Genomic DNA, 14,856 nt, shown 5'->3' on the forward strand with positions numbered 1-14,856 from the left:
GGGGTGCAAGCCCCACTTTTTTATACTTGTTAATCATTCCAGGTTTTAAGATTACGTATTGGGATTCCGAAGCCAAGTAATTTGTGGTGTTGGGAGAGGTGGGCTCCTGTCTTTGTTGTTATCCAGTTTTCCCAGGTAGCTTCAAGACCTCCAATAGGAATAATAGATACCCACATTTTGTAGCTTGTAGGCCTGTAGTTTTTATCCACTTTCCATAGGTAAGAATCTCCGGGAGTAGTTCCTCCAGATTGATAGGTAACTAACAATCCTTTAGTATCGTTTTCTAAGGTTACCAATTTACGAATCGTTCCTTTGTCAAAAAGCTTATGAGGAGCAATCAACCAAAAAGAATCATTGTTAAAGTTCATCAATGCTTTTTCTATCATTTTTTTCTTCTCATGATGACTAAGATGCATGGTACTATGTACTCGGTTTTTTTCTGGAGTATCCAAATGCAGAAGTACTGATTGATCGTCTATTTTTACAGTTACAATATTTGATTTTTTATCCCAGAGATAATGGTTTTTATTTCTAAAAGCCCATTGCAAATAATCAGTATTTAGGTAGTTTTCATGCTTAACGGCATCTAGTATTTTTAATGCAAATTTATCAGCTTCAGGACCAGGTTTTCCTTCAGGAAGTTTTTCATGTAAAGAAAAGTACAAAGTTGCAACAGTAATAACTACTAATGTGAGTATGCTTAGTAGTAGTATTTTAAAAAGCTTTATAAATTTTTTTCTCAAAAGGTTGTCATTTTAATAAGTATTGTCTTTTGCTAATGTAGTGAAATACTAAAAATGTAGTTTTTCAATATTGATTTTTAGTATAAGTACAAAGTACTTTTTTATAATTAGGTAGTTATAATGTACAGGGAGTTAGTTTTATAGGATTTAATAGGTGAATTATTTATTTTAGCTTACTCATCAAAAAATACCCCTTGCGTTTTGAAAAATATTTTAAAATCAAAATCATTCATTAAAATTTTTCTTGTACTTGTTTTATCGTTTCCAGTGACTCGGGCGCAAAACCTCAATGTTATTGATAGTCTTACTACTAGATTAGCTAATTCTAATGAAAGAGAACGTATTTCTATATTATTAGCATTGGCTAAATCTCACCAAAACAGCGAGCAAAAAGAGGCCATTAAGTATGCAAACAAATCTATATTGTTAAGTGAAAAATATAATGATCAGTTACATATAGGAAGAGCTCATATTTTAATTGGAGATGCATATACAGTTTCAGGTAAATTTGATGAAGCTGAAAAACATCTTGAACAAGCAAAAGATATATTCTCTGTAGTTAAAAGTGAAAAAGATGAAGTTGATTTATATGGATACTTAGGAGAGTTATATATTAAAACAAATAATTACGACAAAGCTGAGGAATATTATCTTAAAAGATTAAAAATTAGTAAAAAAATAGGGGGTAAAAAAAAGATTGCTTGGAGTATAAATAATCTTGTGAGTATTTATCTTGAAAGAGGAAAAATGGAGGAGGCTGAAAGCTCTGCTTTTGAAGCATTAAAATTAGCTGAATCATTAAAAGATAAAAATTTACAGATTAATTTACATGTAAAAATTGCCGATATCATCGCTTATCAACATGGAGATTTAGATAAGATAAGTGAGCATTATCAAAGAGCTCTTAAATTAGCGGTAGAAAAGAAGAATCCGAGAGCAAGTAGTGCAATAAATATCAATTGGGCGGTAACCCTTAGCAACTATGAGAAATTTAAGGAAGCGGAGAAGCATTTTATGGATGCTTTAAAAACATGCGAACAATATGGATATCATAATAGGATAATACTTGTATACTCTGGTCTAGGAGAAACTTCTCTTGGTAAAGGTAACTATGAGAAAGCTATGAATTATTTTGTTAAAGCTTTAGGAATAGTAAATAAAACAAATAATAAAAGGGGGAAAGCTAGTATTTATAGAAAAATTGGAGCTATACATATTGAACAAGGGAGCTATGAAAAAAGCATTGAGTACTTATATAAAAGTTTAGGTTTTTATGAAGCATTAAATGATAAAAGTTCACTGTCTGTAGTGTATAACTATATTGGAGAGGCTTTTTACCAATTAAATAATTTTAGCAAAGCAGAAGAGAATTATCAAAACGGGGTGGTATTATGTGAAGAATTAGGAGATCAGAAAGGCATTGCGATTTCTTATTTGAGCTTGGGAGCTTTAAAAGTGAAACAAAAGCTATTTGAAGAAGCTATGCTATATTTAGAAAAAGCACATGATAAGGTGAAAAAAATGGGTCACTCCAGAGAACTGATACTTTATTATAATGCTATGGCAGAATGTAAGTATAATCAAGGTGAAATTGAAGAGGCTCTCGATTTAATGCTTCAGGTTTTGAGTATGGAGCATAAATTGAAAGAATTTAAAAAACCAGAAATAGAATCATACACAAGGTTAGGTACAATTTATTACGAACTTCAGAAATACGAAAAAGCAGAGATGTTTTTTAGGAAAAGCTTAAAAACATCTATAGTAATGAAATCTAAAATGGAAATTAAGAATAATTATTTTTGGTTATCCAAATGTTATGAAAAATTAAATAAATATGAAAAAAGCTTAGAGTACTATAAAAAATACTCTATTATAAAAGATAGTATTTTTAATCTTAACAAGATTAAGCAAATTGCAGATATACAGATAAAGTATGATACCGATAAAAAGGAAAAAGAGATATTGTTTTTGCAAAAAGAAAAGGAATATCAAACCATTTTATTTAATAGTCAAAAGAATGAATTATATCGAGTAAATCTTGAAAAAGATTTAGAAAGAGAGCGAAAAGAACGTGATATAATTCAATTAAAATCGGCTCGAAAACAGAGTGAGATCGAACAGTTAAATATGCAAAATAATCTGGAAATAGCAGAAAAAGAAATCAAAAATAACCAGTTAAGTATACAGAAATCTCGTCTTGCTAGAGAATTGCTAATCAGAAATATTATAATAGGTGGTGGAGTTCTGGCTTTTATAGTTTTATTTTTGGCATTAATGTATTATCGACAACGATTAAAAACCCAAAAAATCATTGCAAGAAAGGAAATAGAAGCAATAAACGCTAATATCAATGGTCAGGAAAAAGAAAGAGAACGAATAGCAAAAGAATTACATGATGGTATTGGAGGGAATCTTGCAGCCATTAAGCTCGATTTATCTAAGTTGTCAAATGGTTCTAATCATGAACTTCAAAAAGTAATTAAAAATGTTAATGGAACATATAATGAGGTTCGTACACTTTCTCATGATTTAATTCCACCAAAAATCCTAAAAACTTCATTCGAGAAACTGATAAAAGATTATCTGAATAATTTGTCTAAAACTTGTTCATTTACAATAAGCAATGATTTTTACCCATCATCAAGATTTAATCAACTTACAGATAAGATTAAAATTGAGTTATATAGAATTACTCAGGAATTAATGAATAATATCATTAAACATGCTCAAGCCGATCAAGTGAGTTTACAGTTTATAATGATTGACAAGCGAATTAAATTTATTATCGAAGATAATGGAATAGGATTCGATACAGAAAATATATCAAAAGGAATAGGGTTAAACAATATATTATCTCGCACTAAGGTGTTAAGCGGCAATATGCATATTGATACTATAATCAATAGAGGTACTGTTATAGAAATAGATATCCCTGCTTAACCAAAATGTCCTAAAGATTCTCACTATACTAGCTAATCATGTAGTATGAATGTTTTTTATACTCAGCATCATAAAGAAGCATAATACTCAAAAGACGTAAGAATCAATTCGTCTGATACAATACAGTTGTATTTTGCTTCGCCAATGGTATTTAACAGAACAAAGTAGACGTTCCCATTCTCATTCTTTTTATCATGAATAAGAAGTTCCATAATTTTTTGATAATCTTCTGCATCAATATCTATTTTTGGAAATGTAGCCAAAATTACAGCGCTAATATGTTCTAATTCTTCTTTGGTTAAAGAAAGTAGTTCTGTAGCTATATAGGCTTCCATAATCATCCCAATTGCTATGGCTTCACCATGAAGCAATGTAGGTTTTTCGGGATGCGTGAGATAAAAAGATTCAATTGCATGACCTAGCGTATGGCCATAATTAAGATATTTACGAACATTTTGCTCGGTAGGATCTTTAGAAACAATTTTGTTTTTGATTACTACAGAGTCATAAATCATCTGATCCAGATCTTCAAAATTAAGTTGAGAAAGGTCACTTATTTTTTCCCAATATCCTCGATCTTGAATAAGTCCGTGTTTTAGCATTTCGGCAAAGCCACTGCACATTTGATTTACTGGTAAGGTAGCCAGATATTCTGTGTCAATAAGAACCATTTCGGATTCACTAATTACACCTACCATATTTTTTAAGTTACCCAAATCAACACCAGTTTTCCCTCCTACAGAGGCGTCTACCATTGCCAATAGTGAAGTTGGGATATTGATATAGTTAATTCCTCTTTTATAAGTACAAGCTATAAAACCACCCAGATCTGTAATAACACCACCTCCCAGATTAATCATGAGGCTTTTTCGATCCATACCTAATTCTGAGAGTGCATTCCAGATACCACTACATGTTTCGATATTTTTGTGGATTTCGCCACTCTCTATTTCAATCACTTCGATATCATATTCTTTTTCAATCTTGCTCATTAATAAAGATAAACAATGCTCATGGGTATTATCATCTACGAGGATACATATTTTTGAATGGTTAGCTTTTTCGAGATATGCGTTCAATGCAGTATAGCATTCTTCACCAAAATATACAACAGAGTCTTTTGAAACTATGGGCTTCATATAGTATTAAATTATTGGGAGCGAAATTAAGCAGAATTTATAATAAAATAAACTCGCAAGTTCTATATTTGCAGATATCTTAAAATAAGTGCAATGTATGCATAAGAATTCATCGTATTTCTATATGCATATTTTTAAAATTAACTTTTGATGAACCAAAACAATTTGTTTGAGAATACTGAGACTGCATTTAGCTTAAAAAGCGACTCAGAGCTAGAAAGAGCGTACTTTCTGTTTAAAATGATTTCTAATGAACCTTTGGTTAGAATAGGAACTGCGGTTACAAATTTTGCCATAAAAGCACATTTGCCAGTTCAAGGATTAATAAGAGCTACTGTTTTTGATCATTTTTGTGGAGGAGTTAGTGAAGAAGATTGTTTATCTGTAGTTGATAAAATGTATGACAAGAGGGTATGTTCTGTATTGGATTATTCTGTAGAAGGAAAAGAAGAAGAAGCTCAGTTTGATGCAGTATTAGAAAAAACAATGAAACTCCTTGAATTTGCTGATCAAAAAGATGCAATGCCTTTTGGAGTATTTAAACCTACAGGGTTTGGTCGGTTTTTGGTTTGGCAAAAGAAAACCGAAGGCACTCCTTTAAATGCAGAAGAAGAAAAAGAATGGGAGCGTATCGAAGAGCGTTTTGATATGGTGTGTAAAAAAGCCTATGATTGCGATGTAGCTTTACTGATTGATGGAGAAGAAAGTTGGATGCAGGATGCTGCTGATGAATTGGTAGCAAAAATGATGAGAAAATACAATAAAGAAAAAGCTATAGTATATAATACATTGCAACTGTATAGACACGATCGCCTAGAGTATTTACAAAAATTACACGAAGAGGCTCGAGTCTATGATTTTAAGATTGGTGTAAAGATTGTACGTGGTGCGTATATGGAAAAAGAAAATGAACGTGCTAAGGAAAAAGGATATCCTACACCTATTTGCAAAGACAAACAACATACAGATCAGAATTTTGATACTACAATGAAATATATTCTTGAAAATATAGAAGATATTTCTGTGTTTATAGGAACGCATAATGAAGATAGTAGTTACCTGGCGATGAAATTGATGGAAGAACTTAATATTGCTAAAGATGATTTTAGAGTTTGGTTTGGGCAATTGTATGGAATGAGTGATCATATAAGTTTTAACCAGGCTGCAGAAGGGTATAATGTGGCAAAATATTTGCCTTTTGGCCCTGTGCGAGATGTAATGCCATATCTAATTCGTAGAGCAGAAGAAAATACTTCGGTTGCCGGGCAAACCAGTAGAGAATTAAACTTGCTTTCTCAAGAAAAGAAAAGAAGAAAACTATAGGTATCTTAGAAATTTCGATACATGAGATAGAATATAAAATGAATCTAAATCAGGTCACTATACCTTCCCTTGATGTTTCAACCTCTATTTCTTTTTATAAGAAATTGGGGTTACATCTTATCGTTGAATCATTACCACATTATGCACGTTTTGAATGTGTAGAAGGTGATGCTACTTTTTCTATTCATCTGGTTGATGCATTGCCCGATAATAATAGTGTATATGTATATTTTGAAACTGAAAAATTAGATAAAGAAGTAGAACGCCTTATTAACGAAGGACTGCAATTCGATCTATTGCCTACAGATCAACGCTGGTTATGGAGGGAAGCAAAACTTAAAGATCCTGATGGAAATCAAATCATTTTATATTTTGCAGGAGATAATAGAAAAAATCCACCCTGGAGAATAAACTAACCTATTGAGATCTATTTTATGAGTCATCCAGTCATCGATAAAACTTTTGAAAACCAAGATTTTTCTAATCAAAAATTACCATCAAAAGAATATGATAATTGCGCGTTCATAAATTGTAATTTTTCTAAGACAGATATGTCTGTAGTTACTTTTTTAGAATGTAAATTTGATACCTGTAATTTTAATGCAGTAATGATGAAAGAGACTTCTTTTCAGGAAGTTGTTTTCTATGCTTGTAAAATGCTAGGGTTAGATTTTAGTACGTGTAACGATTTTCTGTTTGAAGTAGAATTTGATCATTGCAATCTTGATTATGCATCTTTTTATGGCTTTTCTATGAAAAATACTGTGTTTAATGATTGTAGCTTAAAAGAAGCAGATTTTACAGATGCTAATCTTACGGGTTCAGTATTATCCAAATGTAATTTATCAGGAGCAATTTTTGAGAGAACTATTGCAGAGAAAGTTGATTTTAGAACTGCTACAAATTTTAGTATTGATCCAGAAATCAATAAATTAAAGAAAGCAAAATTTAGTACACCTGGACTTATAGGGCTGTTAGAAAAATATGATTTGACGATAGAGTGATTTTGTGTAGTATTTATCAGGTTATCAGTTTGTTGTGTTTTTGCTTAACTAATTCGAATACTTTTACTAATCGCTCGATAACTTCGCGAATCTCCTCTTCATTTAACGAAGCAAACCCCATTCTGATTCCGTTATGCCTTGAGTTGTCATTATCATAACGACGCCAATCTGGATTAAGCTCTATATCTAGTTTTTCGGCTTCATTACATATTACATCCCAATTATATGCTTTGTTTAACTTCACCCATATTGCCATTCCTCCTTTCGGAATTTCAAAATCAAAATAATCTCCTAGTTTTTCTTTCAATAAAGAACAAAATAGATCTCTTCTTGTTTTGTAAATTTTAAGAACCTTGTTGCAATGTCGTTGTACATCTCCTGTACTAATCATTTGAGCTAAGGTTTGTTCTAGCAGTGTATCTCCTTGTCTATCAATAATACGCCTTAATCTGGCAGCTTCACCAACAAAATCTTTCGGGGCGATTAAATACCCGATTCGAATAGCTGGAGCAATAATTTTGGTGAACCCACCTATGTAAATTACATTTCCGTGGTCATCATTACTGGCTAATGGTAAAATCGGAGCATTGTTATAATGAAAATCATAATCATAATCGTCTTCGATAATTGCAAAATTGTAATATTGGGCTAGCTGTAGTAAGTGCATACGTCGTTCTGCAGAAAGTGTTACAGTAGTTGGATGATGATGATGAGAAGTAGTGTAAACAGCATTAATCTGTTTGATCTTACAAAGCTTTTCGATAGCATTAGTATCTAAACCCTGATCATCAACAGGTACTTGTTCTATACGTGCTCCTGCTTCTTTAAAGGTATTATCTGCTGTCATATAATTAGTATTACCAACAACAATAACCTTATTCTTTGCAGAAAGTAGTAATTGACTGTTTAAATAAATTCCCATCTGGCTCCCACGCGTAATCAAAATATTATCAACAGTAATGTGTAAACCTCTGGTTTGATTAAGATAGGTAACCAAGGATTTTCTTAATTCTAAATTTCCATATGTAGAATTATAGGTGAGCAAATTTTCATAATGACTTTTTTTGGTAATATTTCGGTATACTTTTGCAATCTCTTCTATTGGTGCTAATCTGTGATCAGGGCAACCATCATCTACAACAAGCATTTTTTGATCGATCTTATGTTTGGGTTTACGTATTAAATGGGATCGGGTAAGAAATGAAAAACCACTTTTCTCTTTGATGTTGTTTTGTAGAACAGGTTGAACAAAATTTTTAGGATTTACTATTGGTAAGGAACTGGTAACAAAAGTACCTTTTGTGGGAATGGTTTCGATCCATCCCTGGGAGATAAGTTCTTCATATGCCGAAATTACTGTTTTGCGATGAACACTAAGAGATTCAGCTAATTTTCGTGATCCTGGTAATTTTGTAGAAGGGGGTAGCTTTCCGGATTTTATAAAACCAATAATTTGATCACATAACTGAAGGTATAGATTACGATTACTATTTCTAACAAGAACTATATTATTTTTAAATGGAAACAAAACTGGACTACTAATTATTTATAAACTGGATTGTTTTAACACACCATAAAACTATTATTTTTGAGTAAGAAATAAAATAAATTATGGCAGAATATTCAACTTCCGCACTCAATAAGGTAGTTCGCGGACCAAAAAGAGCAAGTTACGATGTAGGTACTATTAATACCATATTAGATGATGCATTTTTGTGTCATGTTGGGTATGTGTATAAAAATCAAGCTATTGTGATTCCTATGGCATATGCCAGAAAAGATGATAAGATCTATTTACATGGGTCACTTAAAAATAGAATGATGCTGAGTTTATTAGAAGCAGGAGAGGCTAGTATATCGGTAACGCACCTTGATGGATTGGTATTGGCAAGATCGGCTTTTCATCATTCTGCGAATTATAGATCGGTAAATGTATTTGGTAAGGTAAAAAAAGTAGAAGACCCAGAAGAAAAAATGAAGGCTCTGGAATATATACTTAATCATATGGTTCCTGGTCATTGGGATAATGTAAGGCAACCAAACGAAAAAGAATTTAAAGGAACTTTAGTTCTTGAAATTAATATAGAAACGGCTTCGGCAAAAATAAGAGCAGAAGGAGTAAATGATGAACCCGGTGATCTTGATTTACCGATATGGGCAGGAGTAATTCCTATTAAACAAGTAGCTTTTGACGCCATTTCTGATGATGACCTGCAAAAGGATATTAAAGTACCAAATGCAGTATTGAATTATGTGACTAACAATAAAAAATAATAATAGCAATGCTTACTGCAGAAATAAAGAAATATATCGATAAAAGTGTTTTATGCTGGTTAGCTACATCTTCATTAGATCATATTCCTAATGTGTCACCCAAAGAAATTTTCACATATTATAACCATACTACTATTATTATTGCCAATATTGCCTCTCCGCAAACCGTAAAAAACATTAAAGAGAATAATAATGTATGTATTAGCTTTATAGATGTTTTTGTTCAAAAAGGATTTCAGCTAAAAGGAATAGCAAAGATTATAACAAAAAACGACCCCGAATATGCTGCTATGCAAGTTCCTTTGTTGCAGTTAACCGGGGGTAAGTTTCCGTTTGCAACAATCACAAATATTATGGTTAAAGATGTGAAACCTATAATCGCTCCAAAATATATTTTATATCCAGAAACAACCGAAGAACAGCAAATACAAAGTGCGTTAGAACAATACAAACCATAAAAAAAATAAAGGATATGCTAGAAATAAGACCTAATTGTGAACATTGCAATAAAGCACTACCTAATGATAGTGATGAGGCAATGGTTTGTTCTTATGAATGTACTTTTTGCACTAGCTGTGTAGATAATGTTTTACATAATGTATGTCCTAATTGTGGAGGCGGTTTTGAAAAAAGACCAACTCGACCGGTAAATTGTCTGACAGGTAATTGCGTAGAAAAACACCCTGTTGGTACAAGAAAAGTATATAAACCAATTGATAAAAATGTTTTTAAAAAGATTTTGAAAGAATTTAACAATATAGAACCACGAAAAAGATAAGAACAAATCTAAGTAACATACTACAAAAAAATGAATATTAAAATTACTGAAACTACTGTTGAAGAATTAGATGTTTTGACAGAATTATTTGATCAATATATGGTTTTTTATAAGAAGCCTTCAGATAAAAACAAGTACAGGTCTTACCTAAAAGAAAGGCTTCAAAATAAGGAGGCAATAGCCTATTTAGCTTTAGATGATAACACTAGTAACCCTGCAGGTTTTGTATTAAATTATCACTCATTTAGTTCAGTGTCACAGGGGGAAATAGTGATTTTGAATGATTTATTTGTGGTACCTGAGTATCGTAAAAAAGGAATTGCAGAACGTTTAATTAATTCAGCTTTTGATTTAGCAAAACAAGTTGGAGCTATAAGAGTAGATTTAGGAACAGGAAAAGATAATGCTACAGCCCAAAGATTGTATGAAAAAATTGGATTTGTAAAGGATGAAGATTTTTATGCATACAGTTACACTATCAGAAATAATTAAGATACTAAAATAATAACTTAAATAAGCTTACTGAAGAAAAGATGGTAAAAAATGAAGATGATTGACATAAGAAGAGCAACTATAAAGGATGCAGAAAAAATTTCATCTTTAGGAAGAAAGACCTTTGATGAATCCTATGGAGAGTTTTTTAATAATAAAAGCAATCTGATCAATTACTTAGACTGGGCTTTTTCTATTGATAAGATTAAAAATAGTTTGACAAAACCCGAGAATTTATATTGGTTGGTTACAGATACCTATAATTCACTGCCCATAGGATATGCCAAATTGAAACTAGACTCCCCTTCAGAGTTTATAGATGAAAAGCACATTTGTAAGCTTCAACGTATATATTTACTGCAAGGGTATGAAGCAAGAGGTATAGGAGGGAAGCTACATCAGTGTATAGTAAAGGCTGCAGTTGATAACAAAAGCAATTGCATATGGTTATCCAACCTAAAACTTAAAAAACAGGCTGTTGCTTTTTATAAAAAGAAAGGCTACCAAATTGCAGGAGAACATACTTTTACGATTGGTGATGAAACTTTTGAGTTTTGGGCAATGCAAACTAAACCGAAATAGTCATACATGAATATGGGTTTGAAATATAGAGAAGCTAATGCTGATGATTTTGAGGGATTACGGCGATTAGGGAAAATTTCATATGCAGAATTTTCAGAGGTGTTAAGTCCGGAGAACTGGAAAACATTGAGTACCGTTTTAGAAAGTGAAGAAAATGTATTAAATCTAATAGAAATTAGTAAAATTTTTATTTGTGAAATCGATTCAGATATAATTGGAATGATTTATTTTATTCCGAAAGGAAATCCAACAGAATTGTACCAATCTGATTGGTGTTATATACGGTTTTTAGGAGTTGATCCAAAATACCGTGGTTTTGGAATAGGAAAAGAATTGGTGAACACCTGTTTAAGATATGCAAAAAAGACTGGAGAACAAACTATTGCTCTGCATACATCAGAGTTTATGGATCCTGCTCGGACCATATATGAGAAAATAGGGTTTAAAAGGATAAAAGAAATTGAACGATTAGGAAAAAAGTATTGGGTGTATACCATGAAATTATGTTTCATTAAAGAACTCAACTAAAAATATGTAAGGATTAAAGATGGAAATACGTATTGCTCAACTTAAAGATATAGAAGTATTGATCCCTACACTTTTAGAATTAAGACCAAATTTAGACCTCACAACTCTAAAACAGAAATTCATAAACCAACTAGAAGAAGGGTATCAAATCGTTTTTATAGGGAATGATAAACTTGCTTTTGCTATAGCAGGTTTCAGAACTTTAAACTTTTTCTTTAGTGGTAAAACACTTTATATTGATGACTTAATAACGAATTCAAACCATAAGAGAAATGGATATGCAGGACAGCTGTTGGATTGGATTAAAGACTATGCAAAAGAAAATAAGTATGATCATGTTTCGTTAGATTCTGGTTTCCAAAGAAAAGATGCTTATCGTTTATATTTGAATAAAGGATTCGAAGTCGAATCACTACATTTTGGGAGAAAAGTAGAGGGCTTCTAAACTTTATTTGGTTATAAACTACTTAATTTTTTTATAATTTTCACCATAAATATTTTTATGATTTTACTAAAAAAAGAATTAGAAAATTATTAAACTTGTAATGCAATATTGCTAATAATTTATAATATGATAAAGAAACTTAATATGATTAAGATGATAAAAAAAATAGATATCTGTACTTTTGAAAAAGAAAACAAGAAGAATTCATTAAATAGAAAATTATTGCTTAAAATATATGGGGGTTCTGGGACAGAAGACACATGTTCTGAAGAAGAAGATGAATCAAAGATGGTAATAGTCGGAAGTAGGTAAATACTCTAATAAAATAATAATCAAATATGGTCATTATATAATATAATGGCCTCTTTTATATGTATAAAATTCAATTCTCGAATTAGTTGAATGAAATGATGTGAAAATAAATTTAGGGAATAACATCCAGCACATTAATTTTAGCAATAGAATCACAATTTTCGATAAGCATATTAACATTTTTTTCTTTAACAGTTCCTTCAATAAAATAGGTTTTGCAAGAATCTAGTTTAGTATTGCTTTTAGAAAAAATCACATCCCCATTTGTTAGTAAAAAAGAAACATCTGCAGTATCTATTTCGTATTTCATCATATTACTTGAAGCTTGTTCTGAAAAAGCTTTTTTCTTTATTCTAATATTTTTTAGTACTCTGGCCGAAGGACCATAGTCACAAGAAGCTTTTTTTCCGCCAAGAAAGAAAAATAAAAGAATAAGTCCAATGGCAAACCCGCCTAAGTAGTAAAATAATCGTTGTGCTAATTTCATAAATAGAATGCAATATTATGACGCCAAAAGTAAGCAAAGTTTTAAAAAATCATACGCTTAGCGATACAAAGTTTACTATAAAAAGAGTAATGCAATACTACTATAAAATGAGCAAGTTTATATCCCTATAAGAAAGGTCAAACCAATCAGCTATAGGTTTGCTGGTCAAAATCCCATGATAAAAATACAATCCATTTTTAAGCCCACGATCAAAACGCACAGCATTTTCTATTCCTCCTTCATCACCAATTTGCAATAGATAAGGTGTGAAAATATTACTTATCGATAATGAAGATGTTCTGGCATATCGAGAAGGGATGTTAGGAACACAATAATGTATGATCCCATGTTTTTCAAAAGTGGGATGGTCATGAGAAGTAACTTCGCTTGTTTCAAAACATCCTCCCATATCTATACTAACATCAATGATTACAGCTCCAGGTTTCATACGCTCTACCATGGTTTCAGTAACTATAATCGGTGCACGATTTTTTCCTCTTACGGCACCAATTACAACATCGCAACGACGTAGCGCTTTTAATAAATTTTTTGGCTGGATAGTAGATGTGTATAAAGGGCGTCCTACATTGGTTTGTATACAGCGAAGTTTGGTAATAGAATTGTCAAAGACCTTTACGTTTGCACCTAACCCAATAGCCGAACGTGCAGCAAATTCACCAACTGTACCAGCACCAAGAATAACAACTTCTACGGGGGGGACACCACTAATATTACCCATCATTAATCCCGAACCCATAGTTGTAGCACTACTCATTAATTCTGAAGCAATGAGTACAGCTGCTGTTCCTGCAATTTCACTAAGCGCTCTTACAGCAGGATAGGCGCCATCCATATCTCGAATAAACTCAAAACCAAGAGCTGTGATTCTCTTTTTGGCAAGTCCCTGAAAATATTCTTTAGACTGTGTTTTAAGCTGTAAAGCAGAAATTAATACAGTTTGAGGGTTGATATATTCGAGCTCCTCTAAAGAAGGGGGCTCTACTTTTAAAATGATAGGGCACCCAAAAACTTTTCTCTTATCATTAGTGATTTCTGCACCTGCCTCACTATAATCTCTATCAGTAAAACTTGCTCCAATACCAGCATTGGTTTCTAATAAAACTCGATGACCATGTGCTGTTAATGCAGCTACAGCATCTGGTGTAAGACATACTCGCTTTTCTTGATAGTGAGTTTCTTTAGGGATACCAATAAAAAGCTTTCCTTTTTTGCGGGCTACTTCTATCATTTCTTCCTGCGGTAGCAGCTGCTCTTTGGTAAAAGGAGATTTTGGTGTACTCATTTGTGTGAAATTCTGTATCTCAAATTACGAATAAAAATGCCAAGAAAACAAATAGGATTAATTATTTGATAGTATTACTTTGATTATCAGTATTTCTAAAATGAAAGAATCCGCTTTTCATTATCAAGTAAATTAATAGTAATGTTAATACTATTTTCAGGTAATAATCCTGAAACTTTTTCGGGCCATTCTATAAATATCCATGCATCAGAGTCTAAATATTCTTCAAACCCTATTTGATATGCTTCTTCTTCTTCTTTTATTCTATAAAAATCAAAATGATATATTATTCCATCATTGCTTTCATATTCGTTTACCAAAGAGTAAGTAGGGCTAGAAATGATATCTTCTACCCCTAAGTGTTTACATATTTCTTTTATTAACGTGGTTTTACCAACCCCCATCCTGGCATTAAAGAGAATTATTTTACCAGCTACATTTGATATTATTTTTTCTGCCACATCAGGAAGGTCCTGCAAGGTATATTCTATTGTCATTTTTCTAAT

18 protein-coding genes are annotated in these 14,856 nt (G+C 31.8%); 12 read left to right on the forward strand and 6 right to left on the reverse strand.

Annotated elements, in window-relative coordinates; all coding sequences use genetic code 11:
• Positions 1–29: 29 nt before the first annotated feature.
• A complete protein-coding gene (locus ATO12_RS01265) occupies positions 30–743 on the reverse strand; it encodes a hypothetical protein (protein ID WP_034237939.1) in 714 nt (237 codons plus the stop codon).
• 201 nt (positions 744–944) lie between these two features.
• Between ATO12_RS01265 and ATO12_RS01270 the strand changes: the two genes are divergently transcribed.
• Positions 945–3,683 (forward strand): tetratricopeptide repeat protein, encoded by a 2,739-nt coding sequence (locus ATO12_RS01270; RefSeq protein ID WP_034237941.1) that lies wholly within the window; start codon positions 945–947, stop codon positions 3,681–3,683.
• 68 nt (positions 3,684–3,751) lie between these two features.
• Here ATO12_RS01270 and aroB read toward each other — a convergent pair whose 3' ends face one another.
• Positions 3,752–4,822: a 3-dehydroquinate synthase gene (gene aroB / locus ATO12_RS01275; protein WP_034237943.1), complete on the reverse strand. Its 1,071-nt coding sequence runs from the start codon at positions 4,820–4,822 to the stop codon at positions 3,752–3,754.
• Between the two features lie 150 nt (positions 4,823–4,972).
• Between aroB and ATO12_RS01280 the strand changes: the two genes are divergently transcribed.
• From ATO12_RS01280 to ATO12_RS01290, 3 genes are read left to right on the forward strand one after another with little or no spacing between them, the layout of a single operon-like run.
• Positions 4,973–6,145, forward strand: coding sequence for a proline dehydrogenase family protein (locus ATO12_RS01280; RefSeq protein ID WP_034237946.1), 1,173 nt, complete (start codon positions 4,973–4,975; stop codon positions 6,143–6,145).
• Positions 6,146–6,183: 38 nt separating this feature from the next.
• On the forward strand, positions 6,184–6,561 hold the full coding sequence (locus ATO12_RS01285) for a VOC family protein (RefSeq protein WP_034237948.1): 378 nt from the start codon (positions 6,184–6,186) through the stop codon (positions 6,559–6,561).
• 18 nt (positions 6,562–6,579) lie between these two features.
• A complete protein-coding gene (locus tag ATO12_RS01290; RefSeq protein ID WP_034237951.1) occupies positions 6,580–7,149 on the forward strand; it encodes a pentapeptide repeat-containing protein in 570 nt (189 codons plus the stop codon).
• Between the two features lie 16 nt (positions 7,150–7,165).
• Here ATO12_RS01290 and pdxR read toward each other — a convergent pair whose 3' ends face one another.
• A complete protein-coding gene (pdxR, locus tag ATO12_RS01295) occupies positions 7,166–8,677 on the reverse strand; it encodes a MocR-like pyridoxine biosynthesis transcription factor PdxR (protein WP_051575515.1) in 1,512 nt (503 codons plus the stop codon).
• 83 nt (positions 8,678–8,760) lie between these two features.
• On the opposite strand from pdxR, the gene ATO12_RS01300 reads away from it, so the two are divergent.
• From ATO12_RS01300 to ATO12_RS01335, 8 genes are all read left to right on the forward strand, one after another.
• Positions 8,761–9,423, forward strand: coding sequence for a pyridoxamine 5'-phosphate oxidase family protein (locus tag ATO12_RS01300; protein WP_034237955.1), 663 nt, complete (start codon positions 8,761–8,763; stop codon positions 9,421–9,423).
• A gap of 8 nt (positions 9,424–9,431) precedes the next feature.
• A complete protein-coding gene (locus ATO12_RS01305; RefSeq protein ID WP_034237956.1) occupies positions 9,432–9,881 on the forward strand; it encodes a pyridoxamine 5'-phosphate oxidase family protein in 450 nt (149 codons plus the stop codon).
• A gap of 14 nt (positions 9,882–9,895) precedes the next feature.
• Positions 9,896–10,201: a DUF1272 domain-containing protein gene (locus ATO12_RS01310; protein ID WP_034237958.1), complete on the forward strand. Its 306-nt coding sequence runs from the start codon at positions 9,896–9,898 to the stop codon at positions 10,199–10,201.
• Positions 10,202–10,231: 30 nt separating this feature from the next.
• A complete protein-coding gene (locus tag ATO12_RS01315) occupies positions 10,232–10,693 on the forward strand; it encodes a GNAT family N-acetyltransferase (protein ID WP_034237959.1) in 462 nt (153 codons plus the stop codon).
• Between the two features lie 51 nt (positions 10,694–10,744).
• Complete coding sequence (locus tag ATO12_RS01320) at positions 10,745–11,275, forward strand: GNAT family N-acetyltransferase (protein ID WP_034237961.1); 531 nt, start codon at positions 10,745–10,747, stop codon at positions 11,273–11,275.
• A 6-nt stretch (positions 11,276–11,281) separates the two neighbouring features.
• Complete coding sequence (locus ATO12_RS01325; RefSeq protein ID WP_034237962.1) at positions 11,282–11,803, forward strand: GNAT family N-acetyltransferase; 522 nt, start codon at positions 11,282–11,284, stop codon at positions 11,801–11,803.
• A 19-nt stretch (positions 11,804–11,822) separates the two neighbouring features.
• Positions 11,823–12,248 carry a GNAT family N-acetyltransferase gene (locus tag ATO12_RS01330; protein ID WP_034237964.1) on the forward strand — a complete coding sequence of 142 codons (426 nt, stop codon included), beginning with the start codon at positions 11,823–11,825 and terminating at the stop codon, positions 12,246–12,248.
• A 126-nt stretch (positions 12,249–12,374) separates the two neighbouring features.
• Entirely contained in the window at positions 12,375–12,560 is a 186-nt protein-coding gene (locus ATO12_RS01335) for a hypothetical protein (RefSeq protein WP_034237965.1), read from the forward strand.
• 112 nt (positions 12,561–12,672) lie between these two features.
• Here the strand turns inward: ATO12_RS01335 and ATO12_RS01340 are convergent, their stop codons facing one another.
• From ATO12_RS01340 to tsaE, 3 genes are all read right to left on the reverse strand, one after another.
• Positions 12,673–13,047: a DUF4258 domain-containing protein gene (locus ATO12_RS01340; protein ID WP_034237966.1), complete on the reverse strand. Its 375-nt coding sequence runs from the start codon at positions 13,045–13,047 to the stop codon at positions 12,673–12,675.
• Positions 13,048–13,147: 100 nt separating this feature from the next.
• The gene (locus ATO12_RS01345; protein WP_034237968.1) at positions 13,148–14,350 is read right to left on the reverse strand and encodes an alanine dehydrogenase; all 1,203 of its coding nucleotides are present in this window, start codon (positions 14,348–14,350) and stop codon (positions 13,148–13,150) included.
• A gap of 95 nt (positions 14,351–14,445) precedes the next feature.
• Positions 14,446–14,847 carry a tRNA (adenosine(37)-N6)-threonylcarbamoyltransferase complex ATPase subunit type 1 TsaE gene (gene tsaE, locus ATO12_RS01350; protein WP_034237970.1) on the reverse strand — a complete coding sequence of 134 codons (402 nt, stop codon included), beginning with the start codon at positions 14,845–14,847 and terminating at the stop codon, positions 14,446–14,448.
• Between the last annotated feature and the right edge of the window lie 9 nt (positions 14,848–14,856).

Source organism: Aquimarina atlantica (genome assembly GCF_000626715.1).
Lineage (GTDB): Bacteria > Bacteroidota > Bacteroidia > Flavobacteriales > Flavobacteriaceae > Aquimarina > Aquimarina atlantica.